Source organism: Amycolatopsis vancoresmycina, from assembly GCF_000716785.1.
In the GTDB taxonomy this organism is placed as follows: Bacteria; Actinomycetota; Actinomycetes; order Mycobacteriales; family Pseudonocardiaceae; genus Amycolatopsis; species Amycolatopsis vancoresmycina.
Genome location: NZ_JNYY01000009.1, coordinates 406212 through 422239 on the forward strand (window position 1 = coordinate 406212; position 16028 = coordinate 422239).

Below are 16028 nucleotides of genomic sequence, written 5' to 3' on the forward strand. Positions count from 1 at the left end.
TGATCTCCGTCGTACCGTTCGATCGGTCACGCTCGGAGCGTTCTGGGAGGTTTCGCGTGCGCACCTGGTTGCGGTCGTGCTTCGCCGCCGTCACCGTCAGCGCCACGCTGGTCGCGACCGGGCTGCCGGCCGCCGCCTGCGGCGAGGACGACAAGCCCGCGGTCCCGGCCGCCCGCACGCCGGGCGACCCCGGGGCGATCAAGAACGTCAAGGCCGTCGGCAACGTCCCCGACGCCGCCGGCGCCATCTCGATCAACTTCCTCGACTACGGCCGCCGCGACGTCATGGTCGTGTCCGGCGAGTTCGGGCTGAAGGTGTACGACCTGACGAAGGACCCGGCCGCGCCGAAGCTGGTCGGGCAGGTCAGCCTGCCGGGCCTGTGGGAGACCGAGGACACCGAGGTCGACCAGAACCGCAAGCTCGTGTTCCTCTCCCGCGACCCGCGGGCCTACGGCGGCACCACGCACACCGGCGAGTCCGGCATCTACGTCGTCGACGTCTCGAAGCCCGAGGCCCCGGCCATCCTCAGCTACGTGAAGGTGCCGGCCGGCCACACGACCAGCTGCGTCGACGGCTGCCGCTACCTCTGGACCGGCGGCCCGGCGAAGGCCGACGACCAGCCCGCCGACTGGGGCGGCCGCCCGATCTGGGTCACCGACGTCCGCGACCCGAAGCACCCGAAGGTGAACCCGCAGCCGATCGAGCTGGCCCGCAACGACGGCAAGACCGACTACGTGCACGACGTCCAGGTGGACGACGACGGCGTGGCCTGGGTGTCCGGCCGCGGCGGCGTCCGCGGCTACTGGACGTCGGGGATCCACCGCGACCCGCTGACGAACAAGGTCCGGCGGGCGACCGCGCACGAACCGGTCCCGTACGCCGGCGGCGGCATCGCCGAGACCGCGGCACCGTCGCGGTTCATGCACAACAGCTTCCACCCGGCAGGCCACCGCGTCGGCGACGGCGCCTGGCGCGGCCAGGACCTGATCTACGCGACGGAGGAGAACTTCGTCGACGGCTGCGCGGGCGACGGCGTCCTGACGATCTCGTCGCTGGCGGGCTCCTACCACGGCGAAGGCTGGCGCTCGACGCCGGAGAAGCCGTTCCGCCTGCAGAGCGTCGGCACGTGGGGCGTCAACGGCCAGGAGGGCAGCGACCCGGCCTCCGACGACTGCTCCGCGCACTACTTCGACGTCCGCGGGAAGATCCTGGTGCAGTCGTTCTACGCGCAGGGCACGCGGTTCCTCGACGTCAGCGACCCGACGAACCCGCGGCAGATCGCCTACTACCGCCCGGGCGACGCGAGCGCGTGGGCGCCCTACTGGCACGGGAAGTACGTCTACGTGGCCGACAACGCTCGTGGCGTCGACATTCTGCAGCTCACGAAGTAGGGCACCAGTAGCGCAGCCGCCCGGCCTGGCTGATGTCGGCGAGGACGCCGCCGTTGCGTTCGATCACCCGCTTCGACGCGTGGTTGTCCGGCGCGCACGTCAGCAGGGCGCGGTCGAGGCCCGCCTCGCGCGCGGTGTCCAGAACCGCGCGCAGCAACGCCGTCGCGTGGCCCCGGCCGCGCGCGGTGGGGCGGATGTCGTAGCCGATGTGGCCGCCGAACTCGGTCAGTTCCGGGGTGAGCCGGAGGTTGAGGCGGGCCCGGCCGAGGAACCGGCCGGCTTCGACCCACCAGTAGATGCGGTGGGGCGTCCGGTCCCGCACGCTGGGGGCCGCACCCACCAGGCCGGCCCAGCGCAGGTGCTCGAGCCAGTCGTGGAAGGCCGCCGGTTCGGCGACCTCGGGCATCCGGACCTCCAGGTCTTCACCCGCTTCCTGGAACTCGTGCAGGGCGGCGAGGAACGACTCGTGGTAGCTCTCGTCGGGGACGACCAAGCGTGCTTCGGACACCACCCGACCTTATCCGCGTCCGGCAAGCGGATTCCGGAGACCGCCGCCGGACCGGCGACGGCCTCCGGTGTCTTCAGGAGCGCAGCCAGACCGCGGTGTCCGTCGGCAGCTCGCCGTCGACCGGCCCGCTGGCCAAGAGGACCTCGCCGGCGGGCAGGGGCACGGGCGCGGCCGAGAAGTTGAGCGCGAACGTGAACCCGGTTCCGATCCGGAACGCCAGCACCTCCTCGCCCAGCGACAGCCACTCCAGCGATCCCGCGGGCAGCGACCGCCGGATCCGCAGGCCGTCGCGGTACAGCGACAGCATCGATGCTGGGTCGGCCGCTTCCGCTTCCGCCGTGTAGTCGCGCCAGGAGGCGGGCTGCGGCAGCCACGCCCCGCCGCTGCCGAAGCCGAACGGCGGCTCGTCGCCGGACCACGGGATCGGCACCCGGCAGCCGTCGCGGCCCGGGTCGGCTCCCCGGGTCCGGGCGAACACCGGGTCCTGGCGCAGCTCGTCGGGGATGTCCAGGACTTCCCACAGTCCGAGCTCTTCGCCCTGGTAGACGTACAGCCCGCCGGGCAGGGCCAGCGTCAGCAGGGCCGCCGCCCGCGCGCGGCGGGTGCCGCGCTCGCGGTCGACCGGCAGCTCGTGCAGCCGGTTCGCGAACGAGAAACCGGTGTCGCCCTCCCGGCCGTAGCGCGTGACGTGCCGGGTCACGTCGTGGTTCGACAGCACCCACGCCGCCGGGGCGCCGACCTCGTCGTGCGCGCGCAGCGTGCGCGTGACGACGTCCCGGAAGCGCGCGGCATCCCACGGGCAGACCAGGAAGTCGAAGTTGAACGCCGAGTGCAGCTCGTCGCGGCGCAGGTACCGCGCGGCCCGCGACATGTCCGGCAGCCACATCTCGCCGACGAGCACGCGCTCCCCGCCGTAGCTGTCGGCGATCTTGCGCCACGACCGGTAGATCTCGTGCAGCCCTTCCTGGTCGGAGAACGGCGTCTCGTCGCCGTCGTCGACGTCGGGCAGGTGCGGGTCCTTCACCAGGCCGTCGGCGACGTCGATGCGGAAGCCGTCGACCCCGCGGTCGAACCAGAACCGCAGCACGTCCTCGAACTCGGTGCGGATTTCCGGGTTGTCCCAGTTGAAGTCGGGCTGCCGCGAGCTGTAGAGGTGCAGGTACCACTCGCCGTCGGGCACGCGCGTCCAGGCGGACCCGCCGAAGCGGGACTTCCAGTTGTTCGGCGGCTCGCTGCCGTCCGGGCCGCGGCCGGGCCGGAACCAGAACCGCTGCCGCTCCGGCGAACCCGGGCCCGCGTCGAGGGCGGCCTGGAACCAGCGGTGCTCGTCGGAGCAGTGGTTGGGCACGATGTCGATGATCACCCGGATGTCCCGCGCGTGGGCTTCGGCGATCAGCTCCTCCGCCTCGGCGAGGGTGCCGAACAGCGGCTCGATGTCGCGGAAGTCGGCGACGTCGTAGCCGCCGTCGTCCATCGGGGACGGGTACCACGGGGTGAACCAGATCGCGTCGATCCCCAGGTCGGCCAGGTGGTCCAGCCGGGCGCGGACGCCGGCGAGGTCGCCGACGCCGTCGCCGTTGCCGTCCGCGAAGCTGCGGATGTACACCTGGTAGATCGCCGCGCTCCGCCACCAGCCGGTCTTGTCGGTCACGAAAGTGCCCCTCCTGGTCGTTTTCGGGAAAACTCAGCCCTTGAGGCTGCCGGCGGTCAGCCCGGCGAGGATCTGCCGCTGGAACGCGAGGAACAGCGCCACCATCGGCAGGCTGGCCAGCACCATTCCGGCGACGAGCACGTTGAGCGGCATGTCGATCGCCACCCGCTGCAGCATCACCGAGAGCGTCTGCTTTTCGGTGTCCGGGAACACCAGCAGCGGCCAGATGAAGTCCTTCCACGCGGTGACCACCGCGAGGATCGACACCACGGCCAGGATCGGCCGCGAAATCGGCAGGATGATCCGCCAGAGCGTGCGCACCGGCCCGGCGCCGTCGAGGCGCGCCGCCTCGATGAGCTCGTCCGGGATCTGGTCGAAGAACCGCTTCAGCAGGTAGATGTTGAACGCGTTCGCCGCCGCCGGGAGCCAGACCGCGGCCGGCGAGTTGATCAGGTTGAGGTGCAGCAGCGGCAGGTCCGTCACCGTCACGTACGTCGGGACGAGCAGCGCGGTGGCCGGCAGCATCAGCGTGGCCAGCATCAGGCCGAGCACGACGTTGCCGAACTTGGGCCGCAGCTTCGACAGCGCGAACGCGGCCGGGACGTCGATGGCCAGCTGCGCCAGCCACGCGCCGCCCGCGACGACGAGCGTGTTGAGGAAGTACTTGCCCAGGCTGAGCTGGTCCCAGGCGTCGGCGAAGGTCTCCGGGTGCCACTCGTGCGGGACGAGCGTGGCCGGCGTCTGCGCCAGCTCCTGCGGGGACTTCATCGCGCCGGTCACGACCCAGTAGAGCGGGAACATGAAGGCCAGGACGAAGACCACCAGAGTGCACGCGAAGACGACGCCGTAGACGAGCTTGCCGCGCGGGCTGCGCAGCGCGCCGGGCGAGACGAGCGTTCTCATGACTGGTCCGCCTTCCGCGTCAGCCGGACGTACCAGGCGGAGAACACGCCGAGCGCCACGAACAGCAGCAGGCTCATCGCGCTCGCCGAGCCGAAGTCGTTGTAGACGAAGGCGTAGCGGTAGAGCAGCAGGAGCACGGTCACCGTCGAGTCGTCCGGGCCGCCACCGGTCATCACGTACGGCTCGGTGAACACCTGCATGGTCGCCACGACCTGCAGCAGCAGGAGCACCAGCAGGACGAACCGCGTCTGCGGGAAGGTCACGTGCCGCAGGCGTTTCCACAGCCCGGCGCCGTCGAGCTCGGCGGCTTCGTAGAGCTCGCCGGGGATCGTGCCGAGCGCGGCCAGGTAGATGAGGGTGGTGCTGCCCATGTTGGCCCACGTCGAGACGAAGACCAGGCTCAGCATCGCCGTGCCGCTCGAATCCAGCCATTGACCGCCGGGGAGGCCGACGGCGCCGAGCGCGGAGTTGAACAGGCCGGGACCGGGGTCGTAGAACCACTTCCACATCAGCGCGGTGACCACGGGCGGCAGCATCACCGGCAGGTAGACGGCGAGCCGGAAGAACGCCTTGGCGTGCCTCAGTTCGTTCAGCAGCACGGCGGTGAGGAACGGGACGGCGAACCCGAAGACGAGCGCGAGCCCGGTGAACAGCAGCGTGTTGCGCCAGGCGACGCCGAACAGCGGGTCGTCGAACAGCTTCGCGAAGTTGTCGAAGCCGACCCACGTCGGCGCGTTGACGAAGTCGACCTGCTGGAAGCTCAGCAGCACCCCGCGCACGATCGGGTACCAGGAGAACAGCGCGAACACCACGAGCGCGGCGCAGAGGAGGCCGTAGGCGGTGAGGTTCTCCTTGAGCTTGCGCTTGAGCCGGGTCCGGTTGACCTGCGTGGCGGCCGGGCGCCCGGCCCGCGACGGTTTCGCCGCGGGCCAGGCGAGCAGGCTACTTGACCTGGGCGAGGACACTGTTGACCTTCGACGACGCGGACGACAGCTGCTGGTCGATGTTCGCGTTCTGGTCGGTGAGGACCGCCTGCATCACGCTGTCGAGCGCGGCGTAGATCTGCTGCGCGTTCGGCGGCTCGATACTGCCCTTGATCTTGCTCGTGGTGTCCACATAGGACTGGAAGTTCTTCGCGGGGACGTTGGCGTACTTGGCCTTCAGTGCCAGCTGCTGCTCGCGGACGGCGCCGGTCCAGACGTCCGGGGTCGGCTCGGCGGGCAGGCCGACCGGCTGCTTGCCGTCGACGTACTGCTGGATGTGCTTCTCGAAGCGGTCCGGGTTGAGGTACTTCCACTGGATCCACTCGAGGCCGGCCTTGATCTTTTCGGGCGAGGCCTTCGGGTTGACCATGTAGCCCTCGCCGCCGAGCAGGGTGCCCTGGCCGCCGGGCATGCCCGCGATGCCGTAGTCCTCGTACTTGCCGTTGAACTGCTTGACCAGCACGGGAACGTTGTCCGGGGCGGCCATGTACATGCCGAGCTGGCCGGCGCCCATCATCCGCTGCACGTCCTGGGCTTCGAGGAGCTGCTTGGCGCCCATGGAATTGTCGGTCCAGCGCATGTCGTGCAGGTACTGCAGGGCCTGCTTGCCCTTCTCGTTGGCGAAGTCGGCGACCCACTTGTCGCCGTCCTTGCGGGCGATGTCGCCGCCCATCGAGTAGAGCCAGCCGGTCAGGTGCCAGCCGCCCTGGTTGTTCTTGCTGTAGTCGGCGTACCCGACGACACCGTTGCCGAGCGCGGAGATCTTCTTCGCGGCTTCGCGGACTTCGTCCCAGGTCTGCGGCGGCTTGTCGGGGTCGAGCCCGGCCTTCTGGAACAGCGGGCGGCTGTAGAGCAGGCCCATGGTGTAGTTCATCGTCGGCAGGCCGTAGAGCTTGCCGTTCGCGTCGCGGAAGTTGTCCAGTAGTTCCGGCTTGATGTCGTTGATGTGCGGGACGCTCTTCGCGGCTTCCGTGATGTCGGCGGCCTGGTGCCGGGCGATGATCTGCGCGGGGTCGGTGAAGTAGACGTAGTAGACGTCTTCGAGCTGCCCGCCGGCGAGCTTCGCGGAGAAGGTCTTCGGGTCCATGAAGCCTTCGTGCGGATCGATGTCGATGTTCGGGTGCGCCGCCTCGAACTCCTTGACGTCGGCGTCGAAGACGCTGCGCTCGAACGGCTGGCTGGTCGGCGGCTGGCCGGTGACGGTGATCTTCACCTTGCCGCCGGTCTGGGCCGCGGTGTCGCCGTCCCCGCAGGCGGCTGCGGAGAGGGCCAGCCCACCGGCGGCAAGCAGGCAGAACATCCGTCGGGTGGCGGTTCTGGACCAGGGACTGCTCATCTCAAGCCTCTTCTCGGGGTCGCGACGGCTGTCACGTGATTGCGGTCACTCTAAAGTGGTGAACCGGATCGGCGCAATAAGCCGACGAGAATCTGCAAGTTACGAACAGGCTGCGACCGCTAGGGGACGGCCCCGCACGTCGAGGGTCGGCTGGCGTCCTTGGCGGGTCGGTTCGCGTACCTGGAGGGTCGGCCGGCGTGCCTGGAGGGTCGGTTCGCGGAAACCTGCCCCGATCGGCCGACCCCGCGAGCCGACCGTCGGGGTGCGCGAGCCGACTGCCTGGGTACGCGGGCCGACTGTCGGGGTGCGCGGGCCGACTGGCTGGGTACGCGTGTCGTCCGGAACGCGGGCGCACGAAAAGGCGCGACGGCTCACGAGCCGTCGCGCCTTCGAAGGGAGGAGCTATGCCGTGCGGCGGGCCGTCGACCCCCGGACCACCAGCTCCGGAGCGAACAGCAGCTCCTCGGCCGCCACTTCGCCGCCGTTGATCCGCTTGACCAGCAGCTCCACCACCGCGCGCCCCATCGCCTCGATCGGCTGGCGGGTGGTCGTCAGGGGCGGGTCGGTGCAGTTCATCAACGCCGAGTCGTCGTAGCCGACCACCGAGATGTCCTCCGGCACCGACAGCCCCTGGCGCCGGGCCGCCCGGACCGCGCCCAGCGCCAGCAGGTCGCTCGCGCACAGCACCGCCGTCGCCCCGCGCGGGTACAGGCGGGCCGCCGCCGCGTGGCCGCCCTCGATCGAGAACATCCCGTGCTCCACCAGCTCGTCCAGCACCGGCAAGCCCAGCTTCGCCGCGTACGACCGGAACGCCTCGAGCTTGCGCTGCGACGGGACGTGGTCCGACGGGCCCAGCACCAGGCCGATCTTCTCGTGCCCGAGCGAGCTCAGGTGCCCGACGACCTGCTCGACGGCCACCGCGTCGTCGCACGACACCTGGGGCAGCCCGAGGTGGTCGACCGCGGCGTTGATCAGCACCGTCGGCAACCGCCGCTCGACGAGGTGGTGGTAGTGCGAATGGACGGCGTCCGCCTGCGCGTACAACCCGCCGGCGAACACCACGCCCGACACCTGCTGCTGCAGCAGCAGCTCGACGTACTCCGCTTCGGACACCCCGCCCGCCGTCCGCGTGCAGAGCACCGGCGTGAAGCCCTGCTGGGCGAGGGCGTTGCCCATGATCTCGGCCAGTGCCGGGAAGATCGGGTTCTGCAGCTCCGGCAGCACCAGCCCGACCAGCCGGGCGCGCTCGCCCCGCAGCTGGGTCGGCCGCTCGTACCCCATCACGTCCAGCGCGGTGAGCACGGCGGCGCGGGTGCTGGCGGACACCCCGGACCGGCCGTTGAGCACCCGGCTGACCGTGGCTTCGCTGACCCCGACCTGGCGGGCGACTTCGGCAAGACGACGCGTCATGACCGAAACTTTACAGCAATTGAGCGCAAAAGCACGACGTGCCACCTTGGTGCGGAACCGGTGATCAACGGTCATGGAGTACGCACATCCCGTTCCTAGCTTGGCGTCGTGACCAGCACCCTCGACCGCACCACGACGTCCCGCGGCCTGACCGCGCTCACCGCGTTCGCGCTGCTCCTCGCCGCCTACCGCGGGTTCCGGCTGCCGGGCGACTGGGCCGTGACGCTCGAAGCCGTCTCGCTGACCGACGGCTTCCACCGCCGGTTCCTCGTCGGCACCCTGCTCCGCCCGCTCGCGCTCGCGACCGGGTACGCGTACTGGGTGTTCGCGGCCGCCGCGTTCGCCGTCCTCGCCGCACTGCTCGTGGCGGTGGCCGTCGCGTTCGCCCGTACCCGGCACCCCGCCCGGAAGCTCCTGGTCGCCGGCTGGCTGCTGCTGCCGTCCGGCGGATTCCTCTTCCACGAGGTCGGCTACTTCGAGCAGCTGCTGTACCTGCTGCTGTTCGGCGCGCTGTGGCAGCTGCCGCGCCGGCCCGCGGTGGCGTCCGGGTTGCTGACGGCCGCGGTGTGCACCCACGAGATCGCGGCGCTCACCGTGCTCCCCGTCTTCGCGGTCGTGCTGCTGCGGCAATTCCCGCTGCGGAGCACGGCGATGCTGCTCGTGCCGCCGGTCGTCGCGGAACTCGCCGTGCTCGCGCTTCCGGCGTCGAGCGCGGGCGCGGTCGCGCGGCTCGGGACCGCGCTGGCGACCGCGGACTTCACCCCGCGAGCCGACGCGCTGGCCCTGTTCGAACGCACCCAGAGCCAGAGCTGGCAGCTGTACTCGATCACCGAGGTCCTGCTGTACGTGGCTCCGATCTTCGCCGTGGTCGTGGTCGGCGCCCTGCTGCAACGCCTCGACGCGCTCGCCGTCGCGGCGGTCGCCGCGCCCGCGTTGCTGGCCTTCGCCGGCTGGGACTGGGCGCGCTGGGGCTTCCTGCTCGTCGTCAACTTCGCCGTGGTGCTGTGGCTGAGCCCGGCACGGGACCTCCGCCCGCTCCCGCTGCTCGCCACCGCGGCGCTGCTCGCCTGCCTGCCGCTGCCGTACTTCGACGGGCAGCACCCGCGCGAGCCGGCCGCCGGTCAGGCGTTCGCGGCGCCGCGGGGGAGCCGGACGGTGAACACGGCACCGCCGTCGTTGTGCACCGCGAGCGAACCGCCGTGCGCCAGCACGTTCTCCCGCGCGATCGCCAGGCCCAGCCCGCTGCCCTCGGTCACCTGACGCGCGTGGTCACCGCGGGTGAACCGGTCGAACAGGATCGGCAGCAGCTCCTCCGGGACCCCGGGGCCGGCGTCGGCGACGCGCACGACGACGTCGTCACCGGTGCCGTCGAGGGTGATCGTGACCGGTGCGGCGCCGTGCCGGACGGCGTTGCTCAGCAGGTTCGCCACCACGGTGTGCACCCGCCGCGGATCGGCGACGACGGTGACGTCCCCGGTCGCCGTCACGGCGGCCTCGGTGCCGACGACCTCGGCGGTGTCGCGGACCAGGTCGGCGAGGTCGACCGGGGCCACCCGCAGGTCGGCCTTCCCGGCGTCGAACCGGGCGATCTCGAGGAGGTCTTCGACGAGCTTCGCCAGCCGCCGGGTCTGGGTGCCGAGGATCTCGGCGGCGCGGGTGCGGGTGGCGGGCTCGGCGTGGTCGAGGCTGTCGACGGTGGCGAGCATCGAGGCGAGCGGTGTCCGCAGGTCGTGAGCGACGTCGGCGACGAACCGCCGCTGCTGGCGGTCCTTCGCGTGCAGCTCGTCGATGGACTCGCCGAGCCGCGCGGCCATCGTGTTGAACGACGCGGCGAGCGCGGCGACCTCGTCGCGGCCCTTGACCGGGACCCGGGTGCCGAGCGCGCCCGCGCCCAGTTCGTCGGCCGCCGTGGACAACGCCGCGATCGGACGGCGGATCCGGCGCCCGATGAGCAGGGCGGCGCCGACGCCGAGCACGCTCACCCCGAGCGCGATGCGGACGAGCTTCCAGCGCAGGGCGGTCAGGTCGTCGTCGAACCGGCTGAAGTCGAAGAACTCGACGAGGTGGTAGCCGTCCTTCGGCAGGTTCGCGTTGACCACGAACACCTTCCGGCCGGTTTGCGGCACGCTCGTGTAGCGCGAGGTGAGCTGCTCGGGCCCCTTTCCGGGCGGGAACAGGTCGCCGCGCACGGCCCGCAGCATCGTGAGTTTGTCCGGAACCGGGATGAGCCCTTCGTACCCGGCGGCGCTCCGCACGACTTCGAGCCCGCCGCCGGGCCGGTCGAACACCAGCGCCCAGTCCGGGTCCGGGCCGAGCCGGTCCGCGGACTCCGGCCCCGCGAATTCCAGGAAGACCTTCCGGTCGGCCGCCGTGTTCCGCACGGCCGACCAGGCGAACCGGCCCACGGCCTCGTCCGCCTGCACCTGGTAGGCGGTGTAGGCCATGACCGCGGTCGCCGTGGTGGTCACCGCGACGATGGCCGCCACGATCCGGGTCCGCAGGCTGACGGCCGGGAGCTTCACCTCGTCACGAGCCGGTAGCCGAGTCCGCGGACCGTCCGCAGCAGCACCGGGTTCGCCGGATCGTCCTCCACCTTCGCCCGCAGCCGCGCGACCGCCGCGTCGACGATCCGCGAGTCGCCGACGTAGCCGTAGTCCCAGACCCGCTTGAGCAGCACCTGCCGGCTGAGCACCTGGTTCGGGTGCTCGGCGAACTCGACGAGCAGCCGGATCTCGGTGGCGGTCAGCGCGAGCTCCTCGCCGTCGCGGGTCACGCTCATCGCGGCGGCGTCGATCTCCAGCCCGCCGACGTGCCGCAGGCCGGCCTCCGGCACGGCCGGCCGGGCGCGGCGGCCGATCGCCTTGATCCGCGCGTCGAGCACCCGCGGTTCGGCCGGCTTGACCACGTAGTCGTCGGCACCGCATTCGAGCCCGGCGACGACGTCGATCGGGTCGCCGCGCGCGGTCAGCAGCACGATCGGCAACCGGCTGCGCGCGCGGATGCGGCGGCAGACCTCGAAGCCGTCGATGCCGGGCAGCATCACGTCGAGGAGGACGAACTCGGCGTCGCCCAGCGCGGTCAGCGCGTGCTCGCCGGTGGGGGCGTGGACGACGTCGTGGCCCAGCGCGCCCAGCGCCAGCGAAAGCGCCTCGGCCAGCGGTTCGTCGTCCTCGACGAGCAGCAGACGCGGCACTGGCCCTCCCCGGGATGATCTCCCGGCGATGGTAGTGCAGCACACGGCGGCCCGGCGGTCCCGTGCGGAACCGTCGAGCCGCCGTGCGGTTTCGTCACACTGCGCCCATCGGACCTAAGCCGCGGCCACCTCGAATTCCGAGACCTGGCCGGCGGGCCAGCCGGTGTTGCCGGTGAACGTCAGCCGCACGAACCGCTGGGACGTCGCCGTGAAGGACACCGACGCCGTGTTGCCGGACGCCGGGTCGAACGCGTAGCCGCGCGAACCCACCAGCGTCGTGTACGAGCCGCCGTCGGTGCTGGCGGAGATCGTCACCGTCTGGGTACGCGCGCCCCAGGCCGAGGACGGCGGCAGCTTCAGCGTCACCTTGGAGATCGACGCCGCCGCGCCCAGGTCCACCGTCAGCGTCTGCGGGAACGCGTTGTTCGTGCTCTCCCAGTAGGAGTTCGCGTCGCCGTCGTTCGCGTTCGACGGCGGGAAGCCACCCTGAGACCCGGACGCGCTGATCGCCTTGCCGCGCGCCAGGTTGGTGCCGGACTGGGGCGGCTGCGGCGGCCCCGAGTTCGGCGCGGGCCACGTCGAGCAGTCACCCCAGGTGCCGCTCCAGCCGCTGTTGCCGGACCCGCCGAAGGTCATGCGCGGGATCGACGCCGGGTACGGGCAGTTGTACGTGCCGGTCACGCCGACGCCGGAGGCCGTCAGGTTGCTGATCGACACCGACCCCTGCGTCTGCGACTGCGCCACGAACGTGCCCGCGCCCTGCACCGAGACGCCGTCGAGCGTGATGCCCTGGATCTGCTTGCCCTGCCCGTTGCCGTCGATGAACTGGATGGCCTCGTACGGGCTCTGGATCGCGGTGAACCCGGTGACGCGGATGGTGACGCCGGTGATGGCCTGGTCGCGGGCGTCGAACCACAGCGCGCCGACGCCGAACTGCCAGTTCGGGTCGAGCGCCCCGGCCCGCAGCGCGGTGTTGTTCGCCAGCGTCACCGTGCCGGACAGGGGTACCGAGTTGAACCGGTTGGCGACCAGGTAGCCGCCGCCGAGGGCGTTGGTGTCCTGGACGAGGTTGCCGCTGACCGTGTTGTTCGAACCGCCGTACAGCGCGATCCCGTTGGCCAGGTTCGGCTGCACGACCGTGTTGTTGAGCAGCGAGTTGCCCGAGTCGGCCTGGCCGTTGGACCACAGCGCGAGCCCGTCGTCGCCGTTGTTGCGCAGGTAGTTGTTGCGCAGCGTCGAGTTCGTCACGGCGCCGTCGAAGTTGACGCCGTCGGCCTGGGTGTCGAGGATGCGGTTGTTCTCGATGGTGAGGTTCGACGAGGCGCCGTTCATCAGCCACAGCCCGCACTTCGTGTCCTGGATCCACAGGCCCGACACGACCGAACCGGTGCCCAGGACGCCGTGGAACGCGTTGTCCGGGCTGCCGTCGTTGCGCTCGGTCACGTCACCGAAGACGGCGAAGTCGTACAGCTTGATGTTCCCTGACGCGCTGCCGTTGTTGAAGATGTTGTTGCCGTGCAGCACGGTGTACCACTGGCCCGCGCCGCGGACCGTGGTCTGGTCGATCTGCAGCGCCGACCCGATCTCGAACCGCCCCGGCGGCACCCACACCTCGCGCCCCTGCGAGCGTGCGGCGGACAGCGCAGTGCGGAACGCCTGCGAGTCGTCCGAGGAGTCGTTCGCCGTGGCGCCGTAGTCGGTCACCGACAGCGCGTTCGCCGGTTTCGTGCCCGCGCCGCCGACCTGCTCGAAGTCGGCGAGGTCGATGGTCGCCTGGCCGACGTCACCGGAGTCGGCCTGCACGCGCACCTTCGCGCCCGCGGCCAGGTTCTGCCCGAGCAGGAGCCGCGTGTCGTCGAAGAAGTGGTGCGTCTTCGCGCCGGGGATCCAGCCGGTGTCCACATAGGAGTATCGCGAGGTGACCGGAAGGGCCAGCCTGGTCCCGTTGACCAAGACCGTGAGGCGGCCCGAAGAGCCGTCCGGGACGCTGTAGTGGACGTTGATCGAGTTGGCCGCGGCGGGCAGCGTGAACTCGACGTACTGGCCGGTGGTGATCCGGACCGCCTGCCGCCCGGAGGCTTCGGAGGCCAGCGAAGCCTGCGTGTAGTCGGGTCCGACCGCCGAGCCGTTGGTCGCCGAGCACTCGGCCTCGACCGTCCGGAACGGCACGCTCGCGCCGCCGGAAGCCGTGGTGGGGCAGGTGGCCGCGGCGGCCGGGGTGGCGCCGGCCAGCACGGTCAGGCCGGACGCGGCGAGCGCGGCGGCGAGCAGAGCCGGGATGCGGGACATCGTCATCACCTCTCAGGACGAATAGGCTTCGAGCTCGGACAGCTGCCCGGCGGGCCAGCCGGTGTTGCCGGTGAAGGTCAGGCGCAGGGTCCGCACCGAGGTCGCCGGGAACGTCACCGTCGCGGTGTTGCCGGAGGCCGGGTTGAACGTGTAGCCGGCCGCCGCCTTGACGCCGTCGACCGCGACCGTCTGCGTGCGGGTGCCCCACGCCGAGGACGGCGGCAGCTTCAGCACCAGCCGCGAGACGGTCACCGTGCTGCCGAAGTCCACCGTGAACGACTGCGGGAACGCGTTGTTCGTGCTCTCCCAGTAGGAGTTCGCGTCGCCGTCGACCGCGTTGCCCGGCGGGAAACCACCCTGCGACCCGGACGCGCTGACGCTCTTGTGCAGCGCCAGGTTCCCGCCCGGCTGGGTCGGCGTGGTGGTGGTCGTGGTCGGTGGCGGAGTCGTCGTGCCGCCGTTGTCCGAGCCGTACACCGGCGTCGGCCACGAGCCGCAGTACGTCGTCGTCCAGCCGGAGTTGCCGCCCTGGTCGGCGAGGCCGCTCAGCGCGTCCGGGCCGAGGCAGTTGTAGACGCCCGCGCGGCCGACCCCGGTCGCGACGACGTTCTTCACCGAGCCCGACGGCTTCGCCTGCAGCTGCCAGGCGAACGTGCCGGCCCCGGTGATCCGGACGCCGTCGAAGTGCACGTCCGTCGTGGCGCTGTCGATGAACTGGATGGCCTCGTAGTTGTTGTCCACCAGGTCGTTGTCGGTGACGTCGACCCGGCCGGTGATGGCCGAGTCGCGGCCGTCGAACCACAGGGCGCCGACGCCGAACTGCCAGTTCGAGTCGAGCACGCCGGTGCGGATCGCGGTGTTGCGCGCGACCGTCGTGGTGCCCGCCAGCGGCACCGCGCTGAACCGGTTCGCGATGTGCAGGCCGCCGCCCTGGTCCTGGTTGTCGGCCACGACGTTGTCGGACACGGTGTTGTCGTGGCCGCCGTAGACCGCGATGTTGTTGGCGAGGATCGGCAGCAGCACGGTGTTGAAGGAGAACGTGTTGTGGTGGTCGGCGTCGTGCTCGGACCACATGGCCAGGCCGTCGTCGCCGGTGTTGCGCAGGAAGTTGTTCGTCACGGTCACGTTGCTGATGCCCTGGTGCAGGTTCAGCCCGTCGGCGGTCTGGTCGAGGATCCGGTTGCCGGACACGGTGAGCCCGTCGAACGGCCCGTCGAGCCACAGCCCGACCTTCGTGTGCTGCAGCCACAGGTTCTGCACGACCGAGCCGCCGCCCAGCGCGCCGCCGATGGCGTTCGACTGGTCGCAGTCGACGCGGGCGTCGACCTGGCCGATGATCGCGAAGTCGTAGAGCTTCACCGCGCTGCTCGTGCCGGGCACGGCCGGGTTGCCGGGGTACGTCGGCGTCCCGCAGCTCGCCGGTTCGCCCTTGCCGAAGATCCCGGCGCGCGGTCCGGTCAGCACCGAGTACCAGGGCCCGGCGCCGCGGATCGTCACCTGGTCGACGGTGACGTGGTGGCCGAGGGTGAAGGTGCCGGCCGGGATCCACACCTCCTTGCCCTGGCTGCGCGCGGCCGCGACGGCCGCGTCGAACGCGGAAGCGTCGTCGCTCGTGTCGCCCGCGGTGGCGCCGTAATCGGTGACGGACACGGAGTTCGCGGGCCGCGCGGCGGCCGCACCGACCTGCTCGAAGTCGGCGAGGTCGACGGTGACCGGGGTGACGTCGCCCGCGTCGGCCTGCAGCCGGATCTTCGTCCCGGCCGGGTAGGACGTGCCGAGCAGCGCGCGGGTCTCGTCGTAGAAGTGGTGCGCGTGCCCGTCGCCCGGGTCGTTGGTGAACGGGTACGAGCCGTAGTACCAGGCCCACTTCGACGTCAGCGGGATGTCCCGGTTGTGCGCGCCGCCGACGTACAGCGAGATCGTCCCGGACACCGAATCCGGGACGCTGTACCGGAAGTCGATCGAGTTCGCCGGGGCGGTGAGCGTGAACTCGACGTACTGGCCCTGGCCGGACAGCGTCACCGCCTTCCGGCCGGAGGCCTCGCCGGCGAGGGTGCCCGCGGCCCGGTTCGGGCCGATGACCGAGCCGTTCGTCGCGGCGGTTTCGGCTTCCTGTTCGAGGAACGGGACGGACGCGCCGCGGGTCGCGGCGACCGCCGAACTCGCGGCCGGACCGGCGGCGATGGCCAGCCCGGCGGCGACGATCACGGCGAGGGCTGAAGCGCCGTAACGCATTTTGGGCGCACTGAACACAGAGCTGGGAGACATGGGCGGCACTGGCCTTTCCGCAGCAGGTGGGGACCTCTGTGATCCGGATCATACGAATCCTGGACAGGAAATCGCAATACTTGGACTAACTTACGC

11 protein-coding genes are annotated in these 16028 nt (G+C 71.0%); 1 reads left to right on the plus strand and 10 read right to left on the minus strand.

Annotation, left to right across the window (positions count from 1 at the left end; genetic code table 11):
* Nucleotides 1-56: 56 nt before the first annotated feature.
* Nucleotides 57-1391: an LVIVD repeat-containing protein gene (locus tag OO60_RS24335; RefSeq protein WP_003067042.1), complete on the plus strand. Its 1335-nt coding sequence runs from the start codon at nucleotides 57-59 to the stop codon at nucleotides 1389-1391.
* Here OO60_RS24335 and OO60_RS24340 read toward each other — a convergent pair.
* The 10 genes from OO60_RS24340 to OO60_RS24390 all read right to left on the minus strand — a co-directional run bounded on the left by OO60_RS24340 (nucleotide 1381) and on the right by OO60_RS24390 (nucleotide 15932).
* Complete coding sequence (locus OO60_RS24340) at nucleotides 1381-1899, minus strand: GNAT family N-acetyltransferase (RefSeq protein ID WP_205624113.1); 519 nt, start codon at nucleotides 1897-1899, stop codon at nucleotides 1381-1383. The two genes, OO60_RS24335 and OO60_RS24340, sit on opposite strands and share 11 nt — an antisense overlap.
* A gap of 73 nt (nucleotides 1900-1972) precedes the next feature.
* Nucleotides 1973-3550, minus strand: coding sequence for a glycoside hydrolase family 13 protein (locus tag OO60_RS24345; RefSeq protein WP_003067047.1), 1578 nt, complete (start codon nucleotides 3548-3550; stop codon nucleotides 1973-1975).
* Nucleotides 3551-3583: 33 nt separating this feature from the next.
* Nucleotides 3584-4453, minus strand: a complete 870-nt coding sequence (locus tag OO60_RS24350; protein ID WP_003067051.1) for a carbohydrate ABC transporter permease — start codon at nucleotides 4451-4453, stop codon at nucleotides 3584-3586.
* The gene (locus OO60_RS24355) at nucleotides 4450-5418 is read right to left on the minus strand and encodes a carbohydrate ABC transporter permease (protein ID WP_003067055.1); all 969 of its coding nucleotides are present in this window, start codon (nucleotides 5416-5418) and stop codon (nucleotides 4450-4452) included. Before OO60_RS24355 ends, OO60_RS24350 begins: the two co-directional genes overlap by 4 nt.
* On the minus strand, nucleotides 5396-6772 hold the full coding sequence (locus OO60_RS24360; RefSeq protein WP_033262122.1) for an ABC transporter substrate-binding protein: 1377 nt from the start codon (nucleotides 6770-6772) through the stop codon (nucleotides 5396-5398). The genes OO60_RS24355 and OO60_RS24360 overlap by 23 nt, the downstream gene beginning before the upstream one ends.
* 402 nt (nucleotides 6773-7174) lie before the next feature.
* On the minus strand, nucleotides 7175-8182 hold the full coding sequence (locus OO60_RS24365; protein ID WP_003067060.1) for a LacI family DNA-binding transcriptional regulator: 1008 nt from the start codon (nucleotides 8180-8182) through the stop codon (nucleotides 7175-7177).
* Between the two features lie 1121 nt (nucleotides 8183-9303).
* Nucleotides 9304-10704, minus strand: coding sequence for a sensor histidine kinase (locus OO60_RS24375; RefSeq protein ID WP_003067064.1), 1401 nt, complete (start codon nucleotides 10702-10704; stop codon nucleotides 9304-9306).
* Nucleotides 10701-11375 (minus strand): response regulator transcription factor, encoded by a 675-nt coding sequence (locus OO60_RS24380; protein ID WP_003067066.1) that lies wholly within the window; start codon nucleotides 11373-11375, stop codon nucleotides 10701-10703. The genes OO60_RS24375 and OO60_RS24380 overlap by 4 nt, the downstream gene beginning before the upstream one ends.
* Nucleotides 11376-11489: 114 nt before the next feature.
* The gene (locus tag OO60_RS24385) at nucleotides 11490-13670 is read right to left on the minus strand and encodes a discoidin domain-containing protein (RefSeq protein WP_033262123.1); all 2181 of its coding nucleotides are present in this window, start codon (nucleotides 13668-13670) and stop codon (nucleotides 11490-11492) included.
* 6 nt (nucleotides 13671-13676) lie between these two features.
* Nucleotides 13677-15932 carry a discoidin domain-containing protein gene (locus OO60_RS24390; protein ID WP_033262124.1) on the minus strand — a complete coding sequence of 752 codons (2256 nt, stop codon included), beginning with the start codon at nucleotides 15930-15932 and terminating at the stop codon, nucleotides 13677-13679.
* Between the last annotated feature and the right edge of the window lie 96 nt (nucleotides 15933-16028).

Bases quoted from the DNA above. Each gene is read 5' to 3' on its own strand.
- OO60_RS24350 (WP_003067051.1), bottom strand. From the start codon at position 4,453: ATGAGAACGCTCGTCTCGCCCGGCGCGCTGCGCAGCCCGCGCGGCAAG.
- OO60_RS24390 (WP_033262124.1), bottom strand. From the start codon at position 15,932: ATGTCTCCCAGCTCTGTGTTCAGTGCGCCCAAAATGCGTTACGGCGCT.
- OO60_RS24360 (WP_033262122.1), bottom strand. From the start codon at position 6,772: ATGAGCAGTCCCTGGTCCAGAACCGCCACCCGACGGATGTTCTGCCTG.
- OO60_RS24365 (WP_003067060.1), bottom strand. From the start codon at position 8,182: ATGACGCGTCGTCTTGCCGAAGTCGCCCGCCAGGTCGGGGTCAGCGAA.
- OO60_RS24385 (WP_033262123.1), bottom strand. From the start codon at position 13,670: ATGACGATGTCCCGCATCCCGGCTCTGCTCGCCGCCGCGCTCGCCGCG.